Here is an 18,039-nt window from a genome sequence, read left to right as displayed (position 1 = left end):
CTAGCAAATGCCTTCATGAAATTTTTAAGATTAGCGTTGGGAGAGTTTAGTTTTTGAAGGGAGTGTAAAACATGGTTTTATACGTCGTCTACAAAACTGATTAGTGATGGATGGAAATGAAAAGGTCTCCGTGGAGATTGACGGTGATAAGGCCAGATTCAATGGGGTAATAGAGTCCTTCAGGGTTAACTCTATCCACGTATCGCCACCAATGGATGGTTTCATCCACTTTTATATAGATGACAAACAACTTGTTATATCGCTTACTGAGGAAGAACTAACTGACGTACTTTCCAGAGTTAGAAAAGATGAGATTGCTCCCTCACGAAAGGATTTTGAAATATCTCAGATAGGGCTACTCTATAAACTGCTCGTAGACTCCCTCGAGATAATCAATGTTTCCGACTGGTCCCTACAAACAATGTTTACCATAGTAAACGGGGAAAGGGTGAGGACCAGCATAGGCCCGAACTGTGAGTATAACGACTGCGTCTATATGGCCATCTTCTCTGGTAACGACATGATTTACCATCTGAAAATAAGGTTCTCGGACGGTTCTTTTGAGGCTACAGTCTTCAGAATTACCCCAACAGCACTGAAAAACGAGCTTGTGTTCCATATGCTTAACAAGTCGTTTAGACTATACTAGTTTTACTTTTACTTCGAAACTAAAGAAGGAACTGCTTAAGGAAAGGTTTTAAAAAATGAGACCTTACTATTATCTTATGAAAGAAAGAGAGGTTGAGGCAAAGAGGCTCGTGGGAAAGAAACAGGTTAGAGGAAAGGTTTATGAATATGAATACTACACACTACCTCTAAACCTGTATATTCCAAAGTCAATGGTGGAAAAATTTGGAAAAAGATATATGTTGCAGGTCGATGAGGACACTGGTACCATAACGATAAAACCTAGAAACAACTGATCTTATTTCCTGACGACTTTGGTCAAGATATCCCTTATTTCGTAAGGAGTTTTAGCTACAGGTATGTCAGCTTTCTTGAAGGCCTCTATCTTGCTTTCAAAGGTTCCCATACCCATATAGACGACCGCACCGGCATGACCCATCCTTTTCTCTCTGGGAGCCGTTAAGCCAGCTATGTAACCCACTATGGGCTTCCTGATCTTTCCCTCTCTCTTGAGTTGCGCTACCCTCTCCTCCATTGTTCCACCTATCTCCCCTATTATCACAATTGCCTCTGTTCTCTCGTCCTGATCGAACTCCTGAACCACTTCCTGAAGAGATGTTCCAACAATTGGATCTCCTCCTATTCCAATCACAGTGGACTGTCCCATGTCTCCAACTAGATGAGAGACCTCATACGTAAGAGTACCAGATCTGGACACTATCCCCACGGTCCCTTTCCTGAAGTATTTAGCTGGTAATATTCCCAGGAGTGACTCTCCTGGCACTATGAGTCCAGGGCAGTTGGGACCAATTATTCTGGTTCCTCTGACCTTGGCATACCTGACGAATCTGGCAACGTCGATCACAGGTATGTGCTCCGTGATAACCGTGATCAGCTTAATTCCTGCGTCCACGGCCTCATATACAGCCTCGCTAGCGAAGCGTGCTGGAACGAAAATTATGGATGCGTCTATTTCATGTTCCTTGAGCGCCTCCCTAACAGTATCATACACTGGAACCCCATTTACCTCAGTTCCGCCTTTTCCTGGAGTTACTCCCGCAACTATCTTAGTTCCGTACTTGAGCATCATCGAGGTGTGGAAGCTTCCTTCCTTTCCAGTAATTCCCTGAACGAGAACCCTAGTACCTGAATTTATGAACGTAGAGCATCACCTATAGCACTTAATGCGTCTTCGTATACCCTTATTCCGTGACTTTGAAGGATTTTCTTTCCTTCCTCTTCATTTGTACCCGTAAGTCTGACGTAAATGGGCTTGTTCACCTTCTGATATGCCTCTACAATTCCCTTAGCGACTTCATCGCACCTAGTTATTCCCCCGAAGATGTTAATCACTATCTTTCTCACCCTCGGATTACTCCCAACCCTAATTACCGCCGAGGCCACCTTCTCAGTATCTGCACCGCCTCCTACGTCCAAGAAGTCCGCAGGATTACCTCCCATCAGCTTCACTAGATCCATTGTTGCCATGGTGAGACCTGCGCCATTACCTATTATACCCACGTCACCCTCCAGCTCCACATATGAGTCCGTGGGGACCTTCTCCCTTTGCAGTTCCTTCAGTAACTCCTCATGCCTATACAACGCATTGTCGTCTAGGATAACCTTAGAATCCAGAGCCAAGGGACCGTTCTCCGTTATTGCCAGCGGATTAATTTCTGCCAGTTCCGCGTCATACTCCAGGATGAGCCTGAGTAGACCTTCTATAACTGAACTTAGACCCCTGTATCCCACATATTTCTCTACTGCATCAATATCATATCTCATGAGTTTTCTGTCTATGGGGATAACGAATGTCCTTACGTCCTTGCTTTCCTCTATGTTAATCCCGCCAAATGGGGAAGCCACTATCATTGGATTTCCAGTTTCCCTATCCATCATGGCTGAAAGATATATTTCCCTGGAGTGAGGAACAAACTCCTCTATTAAGAACGTGTTAACGCCTTCCTTCATTAGCTCTTCAATGGTTCCATAACTGTCCTCAGTCACCCTCACAAGTCCCCTTTTTCCCCTACCTCCCTCGAGTAACTGCGACTTGACCACAACTTTTCCTTGAACGTGAACCGGGGACCTTACCACCTGTCCGCGAGGCACTGGAATATTGACGAGCGAAAAAAGTCTTTTTCCCTCGTACTCATAAAGTTTCATGGCTATCTATAATTATATTCGCATACTTGTTTAAGAAAGCATCTATCACACTTAGGCTTGGTTAGTAAACAAAAAGCTTTTCCAACAGCGCCTAAACCTGCATGCAAAATCTTATACAGGTACAGATCCTGTTGAACATTGCTATAGACGAATCCCGGAAGTTCCCTTTTACTCATGTCTCGCCCTGTTACTCTGCTAAGGACTCTTCTGGAGTACTCCGTGCTGGGGAAAATGGGCTGATTTCCCGCAAACAACAGAATGGAATCAGCGGTTTCTTCGCCAACCCCCTCCTGTTTCAGTAGAAGGGGTCTCTTTTCGAGGACTAGGACTTTATCAAGACCTCCCATTTCCTTCACGAACCTCGCGAAGCTCATAACCCTTCTAGCCTTCGTTCGATAGAAATTGATGGGCTTGAAGTAGGTCTCTAGAGAGGGAAGATCAAGGTCAGCCAAGGACTCTACCTTGGCTAGGCTGTTTTCCTCAAGTGTCCTTATCACTCTCTTAACTGACTCCCACTTGGTCAATTGAACAAGAAAGGCGGAGATTACAATTTTGTCTGCAGAATCGAAGCCGTCCCACCACGCATAGGATTTGGGATCAGTGATAACCCAGCCTGTACTTCTTATTATATCCCTGTTCTCCTGAAAAAGTCCCACAAGTTCATTCAAGATAATCCATGATCACCTTTACCAGCTTCTCCGTCCCAGGTTGATGGGAGTTGGGTTTTTTACGCTCGTTGATGGCCTCCACTAACTTCTCATCATCCCAGGTAGAGGGGTCCTCTAAAAACCTTGCTCCTATTATTTCGGAGTAAAGTTTCACATCCTCAAAAGTAGCTGCCCTAGTAAGGCTTCTATTGAATACTAGAATTGTGGGTTTACCATAAAGTACAGCAGACTCCATGGCCGTTTTACCTTGATGAGTTATTATCACGGAGGCCCCTGCAATCAGCCTTTCAATATCTGGATCAAAACTGAAGGCCTTGATCCCCTTTTTCGCATAGGGCTCTGGAGATACCTTTCCGGTCTGAATTATCAAGTTTGTTAGGCCCAGGTTGGATATCTTATCAAAGAGAGCCTTGAAACCCTCTGTTCCTGCAGTAACCAAGATATATCCTTCGTCTACTGGATCGTATTTCCTCCTTTGAAGAATAGGTCCCACCACTATTCCGTTTCTATAAAGCGATGATTGCTCCTTCCAATGAAGAAACACTCCCTTGGAGAAGTGCGAGAGAACAGAAACTGCCTTTCCTCTAGTTACAATCCTGTCTTGACTCTCCAGGGCGAACAAAGTAGATCCCTTTACTCTCTGAAAGAGAGAAGGGATAACTGAGTGATTCGAACCAGTGGCAACAACCACGTCATATCTGGGTAACGAGATTGATTGGTGGAGAGCTCTGAATCCCTTAGTAACAAGGGAGTAATTTGACCCCTTGGGATCCCTTGGTTTACTGACCTCATATATTTTTCCGGCGTAGGGACTCACTAGCTTCCTGGAGTTCTCATCTCCCTCCGGAATTACAAAGTCTGCCTTAAAGGGGAGGTACTCCGCTATGGCCTTGGCAAATCCAGTATGGCCTCCTCCGCTGGCTATGATGAGCAGTCTCTTCATGCTAAACTATAAGATTTTTACCCTTTTAGCCTATTTAGGGCTAACATGGAGTCCTATAGAGGATTGTGGCTAAAGGGAGCAATAATAATGGCGTTGAACATGCATAATGCTGGGCTTGCACCAGTTGAGGTAGGCCTAGGAGAGAGGGATTTCTACATTGACGTTCAGTCCGACTCGTCTCTTTCTCTTCAGGAGTCTGAGAAGTTTGCTCAATGGAAGGATTACAAATATGAAATAAAGGACGGAAAGATAATCTATAACGGTAAACAGATAAGCTTCCAAGGGGATGTGATACCCTCGGGGGAGCCTAGATACTTTAAGGTCTTAAACATCTCGGTACATCACCCTTCAGCCAACACACAATTGGTGAGAATAAGGGGTATAGCCTTTGAGACCAAGGAACAGCTGGATGACTACCTACAATGGCTGGAGAAGGCATCTGAGACCGATCACCGAATTATAGGGGAAAAGATGGATCTGTTCAGCTTCCACGAGGAATCTGGTCCTGGTCTAGTCCTGTTCCATCCTAAGGGTCAGCTAATCAGAAACGAAATGATAAACTACATGAGGGAAATTAACGCATCTATGGGTTATCAGGAGGTCTACACGTCCCACGTGTTCAGGACAGTCCTCTGGAAGATAAGTGGTCACTACGATACCTACAGGGATAAGATGTTGATCTTCCAGAAAGACGATGATGAACTTGGGATAAAGCCAATGAATTGCCCTGCTCACATTCTGATTTACAAATCTAGGGTGAGGAGCTACAGGGACCTTCCCATCAGGTTCTCGGAGTTCGGTAACGTCTATAGATGGGAGAAAAAGGGTGAGCTTTACGGCCTCCTTAGAACCAGAGGGTTTACACAGGACGACGGTCATATCTTCCTGAGGGAGGACCAGCTAAAAGATGAGGTAAAGAACCTAGTTATGAAGACGCTTGACGTACTGGGCAGGTTTGGGTTCAAAGGAGAGGACGTCAGGATAAACCTGAGCACAAGACCTGATGAAAGCATAGGAAGTGATGAGCAATGGGAGAAGGCAACTAAGGCCCTACTCGACGTACTTAAGGAGCTCAATGTACCCTACGTGGTTAAGGATAAGGAGGGTGCATTTTACGGACCCAAAATAGATTTCGACATCAGGGACAGTTTGAACAGATGGTGGCAACTCTCAACCATTCAGGTTGATTTCAATCTACCCGAAAGATTCAAGCTGGAGTACGTGAATGAAGACGGAAGCAAGAAGAGGCCGGTAATGGTTCACAGAGCCATATATGGTTCGCTGGACAGGATGATAGCTATACTTCTTGAGCATTTCCGCGGAAAACTACCCACCTGGCTGTCTCCTGTTCAGGTGAGGGTTCTCCCCATAAGCGAGGATAACTTGGATTACGCTAGGAAGGTAGCAGATGTGCTACTCCAGAGGGGAATCAGGACAGAGATTGACCCGAGTGGTGAGACTCTCTCGAAGAGAATCAAGAGAGGTTACGATGACGGAGTTCCATACCTTCTCATAGTGGGGAGGAAAGAGGCCTCGGAGGAAAAGGTGACCATAAGGGCCAGAGGAAATGTTGAGATTAAGGGTGTACCTCTTTCAAAATTTGTAGATGAGATATCTCTGGAAATAAAGAATAGAGATGCTGAAAACACTCTGATTAAGAGGATTGGATGAATGATAAAGTATGGGACTTACGTTAGCTCTCTGGGCCCTATTACGGTTGTTTCAGATGATGAGCAAATAGTTATGCTAGATTTCTGTAAATGCGCCGAGGAAAGCCTTGTAGACAACGATAGTTTTAGGGATCTTTTTAAAAGATTTGATAATTATTTCCAGGGTAAGAGAACGGAATTTGATGATATACCTATCAGGCTCAATTCCAACAGCTTCAGGATGAGAGTTTACAAACAAGTTAGAAAGATAAGATGGGGCGAAGTGGCTACCTACAAGGAGGTCGCAGATGCTGTGGGCACTTCACCCAGGGCGGTAGGTGTTGCCTTATCTAAAAACCCAATCTTGTTATTGATTCCGTGCCATAGGGTTGTAGCAGAGACTGGATTAGGTGGATACTCCAGAGGTGTGGATCTAAAGAGGAGACTTCTAGAGTTGGAAGGTAGTTTAAGGAAAGTGTCCTCTATTGCGACTAAGTAGTGGGCCACCAAGTTTCCCATTTATCTCTTTGGGGGTTGGGGGAGAGGAAGACCCCATCCATAAGGGTGAGCGGTTAGCCGGTGGACATCACTATGGTACTACACACTGGCTAGTATTTTTACTAGCCAGCATCCAAAGATCGTTAATTGAGAGTTTCCAAGAACGAGGTAGAGAAAATTGTTCCATGCAAGGTAGAAAAATCCTTTAACTTATATAATTTTATTTTTAAAGGTTAAAACTGTATTCTACGTCCTCGGTCTCTCCAATATACCAATCCTTGGTAGCCCTCTCTATCCCCTTCTCTTTTATCTCATCTAACATTAAACTGAAGTGCTCATTGGCTATTTCGGCACAATCCTCAGGAAGCCTTGAAATGAGTTCATTAACAACTTTCCTTATTAGATTTACATTTTCTACTTCCATCGTATTTTTAGAAAAATATATAGAAGGGAGAGAAGGTCGTTACTAATCTGATTTGGCCCACTCTCTCAAAATTTTGGGATCATATGGGAGACGAGATCGATGGAAGGCTTATTGACTTATTCTATAAAGTGGAATTTTTGATTTATGTAGCTGGTTTACATTATTGGATGAACTTCCTTTACTTGTATCCTTATTCCCGGTGTATCTTTTCATACTCGCTAAAATATGACCTTGAGTAAACTGCTCCACCCTCACAGATAGACTTCTTGGTTTACTGACCGTGCTCGGACCTCTCTCCCCATGGCAGATGCTTCGTCCGACGGAATTCATCCAAGACCCTGTGCAGTAGGGTCACGGAGAAATTAGTCTTTACAAGGCCGACCTTGAGTTCAGTCCCGGGTGGCCATCCCACGTGACCGTATGATGAGACTAATAGACCGCAATAGGGCTTAGTCAGGTATGTTGCACATCTCAAGTTAAAGGCCCCTTAATTCATCAAAATGAGTAGACCCGCAGTAAACCTAGTCTATATCATTTTGAGCATTTTTCCTTTGAAGGATCTCCACACCTAACCTTAGAATAGGATCCTTCCCCTTTGAACCCAGAAGATAAAATTTTTGAACTACTCCTTGCTCTACTAAACTGTGCCGCGGTAGCTCAGCCTGGCTGGAGCGCTGCCCTGGTAATAGACCCGGGCAGGCAGAGGCCCCGGGTTCAAATCCCGGCCGCGGCTCCTCACATGTATGTCTGAGGTCTTTGGGCGGTTGGATACTTCTTGATCATGTTCTCTATGATCAGGTTCCCCTTACTAAGTTTTCTGAGAACATAAATGGATAGCACCTTTAGCTTTCTCATCCTTAACTCATCCATTTCCTTTTCTATTTTTCTCAATTCCATATCCTCATCTTCAAAATCATCTAGGACAGACTCTCTCGAATTTAGATCCCTAAGTATTTTCTCGATTTCGGAGGAGACCCTAAGTATTTTCTCATCGTCTTCTTCCTTAGCCAGTTCAAGTATCATCTTCCCAGCCTTGGTCAGGTTTCCCTTATTCAACTCATCAGCTATCTGAAGAAGAGTATCAAACATTAGTTAGATTTCTCCCGACAAAGGTTATAAAAGTTCGGAAAACCTAGCCGTTTAACGGCGGGGATGAACGAACGCGTCCAAACAAAACAGATTTAAAATGAACTAACTACCTTTATTGTAATGTATACCTTAAGGTTTAGGGCGTACGCCTCCCCTGACGTGTTGAGGGAGTTAAAGTCCCAGTTGAGGTTGCTGTGCGAGGCGTACAACACCTTAAGGTATGCAGACATCGCGTTCCACGAAAGGGATGGGAAGTGGTTGAACAGGACCGAGTTAAGGCAACTAGCCCTTGACCTAAGAAGGCAGGATCGCGAGTATAAACGCATGTTCTCCCAGGTCTTCCAGAACGTAGCGGACAGGTACTGCGAGGCCAGGGATCGCTTTCTCCAGGGGCTGGCCAGGTTCCCCAGGGAGAAGAAACCTGAAAGGTACAGGTCCCTGGTGTATCCACAGAAGGGATGGAAGATCCTCTCTACTAGACCAGCAAGATCAGGGAGGAAGAGCTGGATTCACCTTTCCCTCTCGGGTCTTGGCGTGTTCAAGGTCCTGGCCCATCGACCACTTCCAGACAAGATCAGCAGGGTCGCGGTGAAGGTGACGCCAACAAACAGGTTATTCGTGTCCTTTCTGGTGGAGGGAGACCTTCACGTGGAAAGTGAAAGGACGGGGAAGGTCGCTGCACTCGACCTAGGCATCTCCCACCTCCTGGTCACGTCAGACGGCCACTACGTGGATAACCCCCGCTTTCTCGAGAGGGTCCTATCCAGGTACAGGTCTCTCTCCAGGCTTCTCTCCAGAAAGAGGAAGGGTTCAAATAGGGAGAAGGCCAGGCTCCGTCTCGCCAGACTCCTGGAACGGGTGATCAACGCTAAGACCGACTTCTACTACAAGCTGGCCAACGTCCTGGCCAGGCGTTACGACGTCCTGGTAATGGAGGACCTCAACGTGGTGAAGATGACCAGGGACGGGTCAAGAACCCTGAACAGGCATCTCCGCGACGTTTCCTTTTCTAGATTCTCCTTCATCCTTAAATGGGTCTTCCAGAAGCACGGTAAAGAGGTCCGCGAAGTCAACCCCGCATACTCCTCTCAGACCTGCTCCAGGTGCGGTAGAAGACATAACCTCTCCCTCTCTGACCGCGTCATAACCTGCCAATGTGGCCTGGTTCTTGACCGCGACCTCAACGCCTCCCTCAACCTCCTCAGGAGGGCAGGGTGGGAGCCACCCGTTGAGCCTGCGGAGATGAGGCCTCTATGGCAAGCCTCATCCATGAAGCAGGAAGCTCCGCCCTTCAGGGCGGGGTAGCTCACAAACAAATTTTAATCTAGATGTTCATTGAATTTAACATGTAGTAAAGAAATATTGTCTAGATGAAATTAATCTTGCCTGGGTTAAATAAGCTCACTTAATGACTAAGACCGGCACCTTAGACTCTTGAACAACTCTGGTTGAGACACTGCCAAGTAGGACTCTTTTCATTGTTGATAGTCCCCTGCTTCCCATAACTATCAGTTTTATACCGTTCTTATGAACATAATCAAGTATGACGCTGGCAGGGTCTCCTTCAAGCGCCTCTCCCACACCCTTCAAACCTGCATTCGTTATTTCTTTCAATGCATTATCTATGTCATCTTTAGCTTTCTTCTCCATGGCCTTTACTGCATTTAAAGGAGGCAACACACCTGAGCCGTAAAATACTGCTTCATCTACTACCTCTATGACATAGATCACGCTACCGTATCTCTTAGCGATATCAATGGCAACTTGAAGGGCCTTTTTGGAATGTTCAGATCCGTCGAATGGGACAAGAATTGAATCGAACATTTCAATTATACATGGAGCATGATCCATTTAAAGCTCTACTAAGATACAGTAAGGCCAAAACTTGTATCAGTGTTAACTTCTGAAGAATGTCTACGCCATACATTTGGATGATCCTAAACCTGGAATGAAACAAGAGTCCTCACCATCTTCACCCTTAAGGCACGTTACTTCTTATGAACGTATCCCTTTTGAGCTTCCTCTAAAGCTTCCTTGACTTTTCCCGATGCTGTCTGCACGGAACATTGGGCTAATGTCTCGTAACCCCTTTGGCCTAGCTTGTCATAGTTCTTGACGGCCTCAAGTAAAGCCTGAGACATCTGATCAGGCCTATCTGGAGAAAAGGTATAGCCATTTACCCCATTTATGATTAGCTCGCTTACGCCAGCACCTTCACTGACCACCACCGGCTTCTTGTAATTCCATGCCTCACAGATGGTAAGCCCAAAGCCTTCGCTTCTAGAAGTTAGAGTCACCACATCACTTCTCTGGTAGAGTGCCATTAGCTCCCTATCGCTTACATATCCAGTGAAAATGACCTTGTCCTGAACTCCCAACTCGACTACTAAGTCTCTCAATTTTCTAGCCCAGATGCTGGCCTTATCGTGTCCTAGGTTTTTACTCGTGAAACTTCCATTTCCTGCCACAACCAGCCTCAGGTTGGTGTTCTTTATGGCCTTTATGGCAATATCTTGGCTCTTTATCGGGTCCATTCTTCCAACCAGGAGGACTATCCTCTCGTCGTCCTTTATCCCGAACTTCTCAGAGACGGACTCAACTTCGCTTCTGCTTACAGGGGTGTATGCTGAAGGATCTATGAAAGGATATATCTGCCTGACCTTAACCTTGACACCGGATCTGACCAGTCCCTCTAGGTCCCTTTTGGTACTGGATATGACCAGATCGAAACCCTCAAATGATCTGACCAGAAATTCCCTAACCCTATCGCTCAGTCTCTCTGGTATGAAAGGAATATGGTACCAAAGAACTGCTGGCGCTGATGGACCAATAATCCCACCAACCAGTAACTGCTGAAAATCATTGATTAGGTACACATCGGTATCAGAATAGAACTCAAGAAGCTTTATGGCAGAATACCAGTTATAAGAAGCGTACGCTATATAGTCCGATCCAACGATATTATATCTGTAAAGTCCGTGGGCCTCATTATATAGACCCTCCTTGAATCTGGTGTAGCTGGATAGAAGATTGGGAGGTAAATCTATGAAGTGGAGCTCTATCCCTTCCAATGTAACTTGAGGTGGATATCCAGGACCTAAAGCTACCCATCTACTTCTCTCGAAATTAGAGATCTTAACAAGCGACATCATCATCCTTGCTACTCCACCCACCGAGATCTGATAGTCCTGCTCTGACAGGGAACTCAAATCAAGAGGAATTGGAACTTCTCCATATCTTTCTAAGAGTTCCTTATAGGTAAAGTTGAAACGAATTGGCGGAGTTTGAGTATTAATGGCAATTTTCATGCAGTAACTAACGTAATGATCTGTTATAAAGGTGCGAGGGGTACATCGCATTAATAGGGGAGGAATGACCTTGACAGAATTGGCGATAACATTTTTAGTCAAACGAAAGGATAAAGTATGTGGGCCGGTAGCTCAGCCTGGAAGAGCGCTCGGCTTGCAACCCATGGGCAGGATACCGAGAGGTCCCCGGGTTCAAATCCCGGCCGGTCCACATCCTTGTTGCGGAATAGGCAGAGTTGATGTTCTAATTCTATCTGTGGGATATTGGGAAATAAATCTAAAAATTTGATACGAAATGAAAATCCATTGAAGATTTTAGTCATTGCCTTGCTTTTTTCCTTGTAAGTTGTCGCCCTCTGATTTTCTTTCTTGTTCTTCTAGAAATGACGTATCTCGCCAGGGAACCTGCAACGATAAGACCTCCAAACGTTAACAGATCGGTATAATTAAAGGGAGGAGCTAGTATCTCGATGATGATCTCCCTAGATACAAAGGAGATCATGGCGTCTATAACATAGACAACGCTCCTCCCCTTACCCCTAAAGAAATCTAGGGCACTCAAGTAGACCTCAAGGAAAACGATGATTAAAAGTACATTTTCAAGAATGACCGATGCGACATAGATTAACCCTGCTTGAAACGCTGCAACTATCTGAACAGCAGTACTCGCTATGGTAAAAGCCAGACCAAGCAAGAGAAGAATCTGTACAATTATTGATACTGATTTAAAGACGAGTGAACTACTAATTATTTTCATAGGATCATGTAATATTGGTCCGTTCAAATAATTATTGGTTATTTTACTATATACCTTCTGCTTTACGCTTAGTTACTTGGGATTGACCGGCGAGTAGAATTTCATCTAACTCTATTCTCTATAGTGTTTGCCATGTCTATAACCTCCCTTGGAATGTCGGCGTTCCAAAATCCATTAAATGATAGGTCTCTGTAAAATGGTATGACTAGCATGCCTAATGTGGGCTTGATATTAATCCTGAAATTTCCCTTCTCTCTGACCATGTTAATCACAATATAGTCTAAAACTCCTCTGGCAGAATCATTACTAGTCTTAACTAATTCAATATATGATTCAACCATCTTTTCCGTGGACATTACGACGAATTCCTGAGGACTGCTGACAGCTATAATATGTGTAGGGTCAGTCCTCTCATCATAGAACGCAAGGATCTCTCCAGAAACCACCTTGTCGTATATGTGAACGCCGTAGTCGACTATTAAATAGTCTGTATCTGAGATAATTTCATCGTACGTATCCTTTATCTTGCTCAAGTTAAATGAGGAGGAAAGTTGAGAAGACATAGACACTATCTTTAGGTTTCCTTGATCTACCATATAGTCGTGACCGTCCTCTAAACTACCACGAATACCGTGGATATTACATATAGTTCTAGATGAACTAACATCAATAATTGACACCTTATATTTAGACGACAATGTTTTTGCTATGCCATATGCCACAGTGGACTTTCCCACACCGCCCTTGGCCCCTATCACAGCAATCCGAATCATTTTCTTGGTCTATAGTGATTCGCAAAGAAAATATTTCCGCTTTCAATGGGCACGTAATGGAAATGAATCATTGAATTTGTAAGAATAGAAGTGGAAGAAAATGCTATCCTCATGGAAGCTAAATATTCCGAACTGATTTAATTTTGAAACAGCCATATTCTTGCAAGTGGATGAGCCTAAATCCTGTAGTATTTCTTGTCTTTCTTCTTGGCAATGTGGAATCTTTTAGGTAACTTCTCACTGCCAAATGCCCTAGGGAGCCTTTTAAAGGTGTAACACCCGCAATTGTCTAGAAGGAGATAGCGGTCGTAATCCAGTGACAATATTAATATTTGGAACTGCAGGGCACAGTAACTCATGGTCAAACTTGTTAACTGGAGAAAAGCGACGCTGACGGAACAGAAGATGAACATAGGCTCTATCTTGAGGAGGACCAGCGCAGATATAGTAATTATTCCTTTGAGTCGAGGAAGACTAGTGGAGTACATAAAATCCACAGATTTGGACACCATGGAGCCTTTGATTATAAGGCTTGAGAGAAAGGGTAAACTCAGGAGGGAACTGGAGAAATTGAGAAACGAAGGATTTGAGGTGAGGATAGTTATTCCTAACTTGGAAGGGAACTAGTCACTTACTTTTACCTTTCCAAATCACATCCGGATTGCCTGTCTCCTTGTTGACCCAAAGCCCAAGCACGAATAACAGGCTTGATAATCTATTCAGGTAAATTACATGATCCTCCTTTGTTATATTTTCTCTATACAGACTTACTACACTCCTTTCTGCCCTCCTGCAGACGGACCTAGCTAAATGCAGGAAGGAAGAGGCAATATGTCCTCCAGGTAAGACGAAGTTCTTCAGTGGGTCTAGCTGGTTGCCATAGACCTCGATTAGTTTTTCAATTTTCTCAACTTTATACTTCCCAAACCCCATACCAAATCCAGCTATTTCCGAAGAGATCTCAAAAATGTCCCTCTGTATATCATGAATTAATTCCCTTAACCTAGGGTATAGGGACGCAACCACGCCTAAAACAGAGTTCAATTCATCTAGATTGCCCAGTGCCTCCACTAGCTTGTCATCTTTCCAGACCTGACCTATAGATGGGATTCTTGTAAGCCCTGAATCACCTGTACCTGTATACCACTTCCCGGACAATGTGCTGAAGCCATCCATCTTCCTTTCTTGGGATTTAAAAACAGTGTATATGTGTAGGATACCTCGCAAGGATGAATGAGAGGCATGCGAGCCGTGAGTGAAGGGATCAGGATGTTGAAGTTAAAGGAAGTATGCCCACTATCGCAGATCTACCTCCAGAGACTAACTTGAACCTCGAAGATGGTAAAAATGAACTGCCCACCCTCGCGGATGGGGTCTTCCGCCTCCTTAACCCCCAAAGAAATAAAACTTGATAACACTAAGAGTTTTAGTGGGCCGGTAGCTCAGCCTGGAAGAGTGCCTGGTTCGCACCCAGGAGGTCCCGGGTTCAAGTCCCGGCCGGTCCACTCTCACTTTTGCACGGCCAGTCCTTGTTCCTTGACCCTTTCCCAATATCTGACTCCGGCCAGGAAGGAGTTCCTATTATTTTGGTCTCTTAATAAGGATAGAAAATCCTCTTCCTCTAAGTACTCCGAGAACCTTGCTTGATATACTATACCTAAAAGAGCGGTATTGCATTTACCTGCATTCCCTGTTATCTTGTTGCAGTCCAGAACATACACTTTCCAATCTTTCAGCCTTCCAAGTATTTGCTCTGCATCATGTTCTTGAACCTTAGGGAGAGAAGGTGGCTTCACTGATGCGTTCAAGAAGATCTCTCCTGATTTTGAAAGATACTCAATGTTCCTTAGCGCCTCTGTGGCCTCCAGAGCAATCATTATATCTGCTCCTCCACGGGGTATGAGGGGAGCCTCAACGTTTCCAATTCTGACATGAACGTTCACTGCGCCTCCTCTCTGGGATAGACCGTGAGTTTCAGCCTCAAATACCCTGTATCCCTTATTACCAAAAGCCTCAGCTATTATTCTTCCTGCAGTGACGACGCCCTGACCTCCTATTCCAGCTATTAACACGCTTAGCTTGTCCACGCCTCATCCCATCCTGCCGGTTTATCTCCCTCAAGTCTAATTGCATTAAAGGGACAAACAGGTACGCAGGCACCACATCCAATACAATCTTCCGGGTTAATTACTGCTTTTTTATCAGTCCTTTTCAGGATTGCAGGACAAGTAAAGTGGTCATAACAGATGGTACAGCCAGTGCATTTATCGTAATCCACGACGGCAACCTGTGTGGGTTTCACCCTATCCAAGACCTCAAGTGCACATGCCCTCTTTGCCACAACCACCGCTGGAGCTAGGTTCTTCTTTACCCATTCAGAGGCCCTGGCCACAATCCTGGAAAAAGCGGGACTGAACGGGTCTCCCACCTCCACATACTCAACTCCTAATCCCTTGGCAGCACTGGCAATATCAATAACTGTTGATGGACTCCCTTGCTGTCCAGTCATGGCAGTGGAACGATTATCTAGGACTATCACGAGAACTGGAAACTTATTATACACAGCGTTTGCCAAGGCTGGAAGTCCAGTGTGAAAGAACGTTGAATCTCCAATGACCGCCACGGGAATAACGTGTGTAGATCTATACACTCCGTTGGCTATTCCCAAGCTACTACCCATGGATATTAAGCTGTCCTGTTCGTTAAAGGGTGGAAGAACACCCAAAGAGTAGCAACCTATATCTCCTGAATAGAAGGTGCTTGAAATCCCACCTAGGGCGAGTCCCTTCTTAAGGAAGAAGAAACTGGATCTATGGGGACAGCCTGGACACATTGCTGGAGGTCTTCTGGGAACATCCTCAGGAACTGTTGGGGAGTCAACTATGGGGTCGACCCCAATGTTTAGGAAAGTGGCTACAGCCTTTAACACTCTTTCGAGGGTCATCTCTCCCATGTATCCAGTGAGTTTCTTTCCCTCAACCTTGACGCGCAATCCATGGTCAAGCAACATGGACTTCAACTGGTTCTCCACTATAGGGTCTAGCTCCTCTATTACGAGTATTCTCTTAACGTCAGTTAGGTAGTCCAGAATTTTCTCCGGCAGGGGCACAGAGCAGGATACGCCCACAACCCTGACCTTCTCGATCTCGAGATTTCTCAGGGCCTCCAAGACATAGGAATAGGAGATTCCAGCTCCTACCACCGCAACATCGCCATCTCCACGAGACTCCACCAGATGTGATGTGAGCGACTTGATTTTCTCCCACCTGTTAAGCTGTTCCTCCCTGTCTTTTCTAGAGACCTCTGGTACAAGGGAATACTTTCCCGGGTTCTTCTGCAATCTCCCATACACAGGTTCCCCTTTGGGAAGAACATTGACCTGTGACCTGACATGACTTATTCTTGTATTTGTGGAGATGATAACAGGATGGCCAACCTGCGAGCTCAGATTAAATGCCTCAACTGTTAGATCATGAGCGGATTGAGGATTAAAGGGCTCAAACACTGGAATCATTCCCATGAGTCCATAATATCTGGTGTCCTGCTCGCTCTGCGAAGACCACATACCCGGGTCCCCAGCCGAGACCACCACAAGGGCCCCTGATACACCTGTATAGGAAGATGACATAAGAGAATCGGAGGCAACGTTCATTCCCACATGTTTCATTGTCACCAGTGCCCTGGCACCCATCATAGCGGCCCCAAATCCGGTTTCAAAGGCCACCTTCTCATTGGAACTCCATTCAGTATAAACATCCTTGAATCTCATAAGTGTCTCAATTATCTCGGTGGATGGAGTGCCCGGATAACCTGCAGCCACAGCAACACCAGACGCGAGAGCACCATAGGCTATAGCCTCATTACCCAGCATTAACCTAGGCTTGGCAACTAACATAACTATCATGATAAACTTTACATGTAAACTTATAAAGATAAATACCATTAATTGTGTTAAGTGTAAAAGGTTTTAGTATTTACATGACATCATGATGATAGATAAATATGATAAGTGACAAATATACTAGTACTTCAGGTAATTTGTTTTCCACCTCTATCTCATGTGGACCCAGATATTTCGCGACGATAGCTTAAAGTAGTTATGACATTTCCTGAAGAACCTCTTGCCAACCCTCGTTGAAGGGAGTCAGAAACAGGTTAAATTAGTCGTATGTGGAGGCGCAGTCGTTAACCATCTCGGCGAGATCGTCGTAGGAGTAGTCGGGGTGATCCTGGATGGCCTCGGAGGCGCAGTTCTCCACCCTGAGCTTGCGCTCGTACCACTCCCTGTAGAGCAACCTGTCCGTGATTGGGGGAGGATTTCCGGAGAGCTCCTGGACAAGCCTGCTGTAGGTGGCCTGGAGCTCCTGGGCTATCTCCCTGGCCGAGGCCAGGGCCTGCTCGTAGGACTGGTCCATCCAGTCAACCAGGGTTGCAGCGGCGAGGGAAATGAAGGGAGGGAAGCCCAGCTCGGAGAGGGCCCTCCTGAAGCGGTTCCTGGCGTCCAGGAGAGCCAGGAGTTCCTGCTCGAGGCCCAGGTCTCTTGCCCAGGTCATGACGCCCGAGGAGGTGAAGGGAGGTGGTGTCACTGCCCTCACCGCGACCGCGTTTAGGCCTTGGAGGATGTGGTATCCCGAGACCAGGCCGGCTATCCCGAAACCTGAACACGTGTTCCCGCAGGCGATGGAGGTGAGGATGGGAGCGCCCAGGTCGGCGTCACCAATACTGGTAATGGACTTACCTAGGTCGCATAGATACTTGGGCATAATTTGGGTACAGAGTGAGGCGATCTCCTGGCTCATCCCGTTCAACGTGAAGAAGGGGAAGTACATGTTGGTGGGGATGGAGAGGCTGCCTATCTGTATGGGCTTGGCTGGGGTGGCCCCTATTCCCTCGTAGACGAAGGGATAGTTGTCTGAGGCTAACTTCATTTCCTCTTCGCCTGACCTGGATAGGTTATAATTTCCCTTTTTGTCCCTATACGTCAACATGCTGTTCCGCACTCTTAAATTGGGCGCCTGGGTCATCAACCCCATGAATATCGCCTGGTAACCTGAGAGCAAGTTCCACACGGGTCCCAGGATACCGCCACAGTCCCTGAACTGGGCCGGGTTGTACCACGTTGGGGGAACCTTCAACT

At 45.6% G+C, this 18,039-nt stretch carries 20 protein-coding genes and 3 tRNA genes; 9 read left to right on the top strand and 14 right to left on the bottom strand.

Features of this window, described 5'->3' with window-relative positions; genetic code table 11:
- The first annotated feature begins 106 nt into the window (after positions 1-106).
- Positions 107-649 carry a hypothetical protein gene (locus L3N51_RS01830; protein WP_238025009.1) on the top strand — a complete coding sequence of 181 codons (543 nt, stop codon included), beginning with the start codon at positions 107-109 and terminating at the stop codon, positions 647-649.
- A gap of 76 nt (positions 650-725) precedes the next feature.
- Positions 726-923, top strand: coding sequence for a hypothetical protein (locus tag L3N51_RS01825; RefSeq protein ID WP_238025005.1), 198 nt, complete (start codon positions 726-728; stop codon positions 921-923).
- A gap of 2 nt (positions 924-925) precedes the next feature.
- On the opposite strand, the gene sucD is transcribed toward L3N51_RS01825, so the two are convergent.
- Genes sucD through L3N51_RS01805 form a run of 4 tightly spaced genes read right to left on the bottom strand, consistent with a single transcriptional unit; the run spans position 926 to position 4,404 of the window.
- Complete coding sequence (gene sucD / locus L3N51_RS01820; RefSeq protein WP_320056934.1) at positions 926-1,783, bottom strand: succinate--CoA ligase subunit alpha; 858 nt, start codon at positions 1,781-1,783, stop codon at positions 926-928.
- Entirely contained in the window at positions 1,780-2,793 is a 1,014-nt protein-coding gene (locus L3N51_RS01815; protein WP_238024996.1) for a succinate--CoA ligase subunit beta, read from the bottom strand. Before L3N51_RS01815 ends, sucD begins: the two co-directional genes overlap by 4 nt.
- Before the next feature lie 2 nt (positions 2,794-2,795).
- Positions 2,796-3,461, bottom strand: a complete 666-nt coding sequence (locus tag L3N51_RS01810; protein ID WP_238024982.1) for an endonuclease III domain-containing protein — start codon at positions 3,459-3,461, stop codon at positions 2,796-2,798.
- A complete protein-coding gene (locus L3N51_RS01805) occupies positions 3,454-4,404 on the bottom strand; it encodes a UDP-N-acetylglucosamine--N-acetylmuramyl-(pentapeptide) pyrophosphoryl-undecaprenol N-acetylglucosamine transferase (RefSeq protein ID WP_238024979.1) in 951 nt (316 codons plus the stop codon). The genes L3N51_RS01810 and L3N51_RS01805 overlap by 8 nt, the downstream gene beginning before the upstream one ends.
- A gap of 45 nt (positions 4,405-4,449) precedes the next feature.
- On the opposite strand from L3N51_RS01805, the gene thrS reads away from it, so the two are divergent.
- Positions 4,450-6,075: a threonine--tRNA ligase gene (gene thrS, locus L3N51_RS01800; RefSeq protein WP_238024977.1), complete on the top strand. Its 1,626-nt coding sequence runs from the start codon at positions 4,450-4,452 to the stop codon at positions 6,073-6,075.
- Complete coding sequence (locus L3N51_RS01795) at positions 6,076-6,552, top strand: methylated-DNA--[protein]-cysteine S-methyltransferase (protein WP_238024970.1); 477 nt, start codon at positions 6,076-6,078, stop codon at positions 6,550-6,552.
- Between the two features lie 225 nt (positions 6,553-6,777).
- Here L3N51_RS01795 and L3N51_RS01790 read toward each other — a convergent pair whose 3' ends face one another.
- Positions 6,778-6,975 (bottom strand): hypothetical protein, encoded by a 198-nt coding sequence (locus L3N51_RS01790; RefSeq protein WP_238024962.1) that lies wholly within the window; start codon positions 6,973-6,975, stop codon positions 6,778-6,780.
- 646 nt (positions 6,976-7,621) lie between these two features.
- Between L3N51_RS01790 and L3N51_RS01785 the strand changes: the two genes are divergently transcribed.
- A tRNA-Thr gene (locus L3N51_RS01785) sits at positions 7,622-7,708 on the top strand.
- Positions 7,709-7,710: 2 nt separating this feature from the next.
- On the opposite strand, the gene L3N51_RS01780 is transcribed toward L3N51_RS01785, so the two are convergent.
- The gene (locus L3N51_RS01780; RefSeq protein WP_238024961.1) at positions 7,711-8,064 is read right to left on the bottom strand and encodes a hypothetical protein; all 354 of its coding nucleotides are present in this window, start codon (positions 8,062-8,064) and stop codon (positions 7,711-7,713) included.
- 120 nt (positions 8,065-8,184) lie between these two features.
- Here L3N51_RS01780 and L3N51_RS01775 point away from each other — a divergent pair, with 120 nt between their 5' ends.
- On the top strand, positions 8,185-9,369 hold the full coding sequence (locus L3N51_RS01775; RefSeq protein ID WP_238024960.1) for an RNA-guided endonuclease InsQ/TnpB family protein: 1,185 nt from the start codon (positions 8,185-8,187) through the stop codon (positions 9,367-9,369).
- Between the two features lie 96 nt (positions 9,370-9,465).
- Here the strand turns inward: L3N51_RS01775 and L3N51_RS01770 are convergent, their stop codons facing one another.
- Positions 9,466-9,888, bottom strand: a complete 423-nt coding sequence (locus L3N51_RS01770; protein ID WP_238024958.1) for a universal stress protein — start codon at positions 9,886-9,888, stop codon at positions 9,466-9,468.
- A gap of 164 nt (positions 9,889-10,052) precedes the next feature.
- Positions 10,053-11,372 (bottom strand): glycosyltransferase family 4 protein, encoded by a 1,320-nt coding sequence (locus tag L3N51_RS01765; RefSeq protein ID WP_238024954.1) that lies wholly within the window; start codon positions 11,370-11,372, stop codon positions 10,053-10,055.
- 121 nt (positions 11,373-11,493) lie between these two features.
- On the opposite strand from L3N51_RS01765, the gene L3N51_RS01760 reads away from it, so the two are divergent.
- Positions 11,494-11,583 (top strand) — tRNA-Ala (locus L3N51_RS01760).
- A gap of 108 nt (positions 11,584-11,691) precedes the next feature.
- Here L3N51_RS01760 and L3N51_RS01755 read toward each other — a convergent pair.
- Entirely contained in the window at positions 11,692-12,129 is a 438-nt protein-coding gene (locus tag L3N51_RS01755; RefSeq protein ID WP_255775998.1) for a phosphate-starvation-inducible PsiE family protein, read from the bottom strand.
- A 101-nt stretch (positions 12,130-12,230) separates the two neighbouring features.
- Entirely contained in the window at positions 12,231-12,887 is a 657-nt protein-coding gene (locus tag L3N51_RS01750; RefSeq protein WP_238024945.1) for a P-loop NTPase, read from the bottom strand.
- A gap of 372 nt (positions 12,888-13,259) precedes the next feature.
- Between L3N51_RS01750 and L3N51_RS01745 the strand changes: the two genes are divergently transcribed.
- Positions 13,260-13,529 carry a hypothetical protein gene (locus L3N51_RS01745; RefSeq protein ID WP_238024942.1) on the top strand — a complete coding sequence of 90 codons (270 nt, stop codon included), beginning with the start codon at positions 13,260-13,262 and terminating at the stop codon, positions 13,527-13,529.
- On the opposite strand, the gene L3N51_RS01740 is transcribed toward L3N51_RS01745, so the two are convergent.
- The gene (locus tag L3N51_RS01740; RefSeq protein WP_238024936.1) at positions 13,530-14,078 is read right to left on the bottom strand and encodes a cob(I)yrinic acid a,c-diamide adenosyltransferase; all 549 of its coding nucleotides are present in this window, start codon (positions 14,076-14,078) and stop codon (positions 13,530-13,532) included.
- A 255-nt stretch (positions 14,079-14,333) separates the two neighbouring features.
- Here L3N51_RS01740 and L3N51_RS01735 point away from each other — a divergent pair.
- Positions 14,334-14,407 (top strand) — tRNA-Ala (locus L3N51_RS01735).
- Between the two features lie 3 nt (positions 14,408-14,410).
- On the opposite strand, the gene L3N51_RS01730 is transcribed toward L3N51_RS01735, so the two are convergent.
- The 3 genes from L3N51_RS01730 to L3N51_RS01720 all read right to left on the bottom strand — a co-directional run.
- On the bottom strand, positions 14,411-14,989 hold the full coding sequence (locus L3N51_RS01730) for an indolepyruvate oxidoreductase subunit beta (RefSeq protein ID WP_238024933.1): 579 nt from the start codon (positions 14,987-14,989) through the stop codon (positions 14,411-14,413).
- Positions 14,977-16,803: a thiamine pyrophosphate-dependent enzyme gene (locus tag L3N51_RS01725; protein ID WP_428846152.1), complete on the bottom strand. Its 1,827-nt coding sequence runs from the start codon at positions 16,801-16,803 to the stop codon at positions 14,977-14,979. Before L3N51_RS01725 ends, L3N51_RS01730 begins: the two co-directional genes overlap by 13 nt.
- 259 nt (positions 16,804-17,062) lie before the next feature.
- Positions 17,063-18,039, bottom strand: a 977-nt coding sequence (locus L3N51_RS01720; protein ID WP_238024927.1) for a hypothetical protein, incomplete at its 5' end; no start/stop codon positions are given.

It is taken from the genome of Metallosphaera javensis (ex Hofmann et al. 2022), assembly GCF_022064045.1.
GTDB classification, from domain to species: Archaea; Thermoproteota; Thermoprotei_A; order Sulfolobales; family Sulfolobaceae; genus Metallosphaera; species Metallosphaera javensis.
Note: the sequence above shows the minus strand (reverse complement) of the source record. Positions and strands in the feature narration are given on the sequence as shown.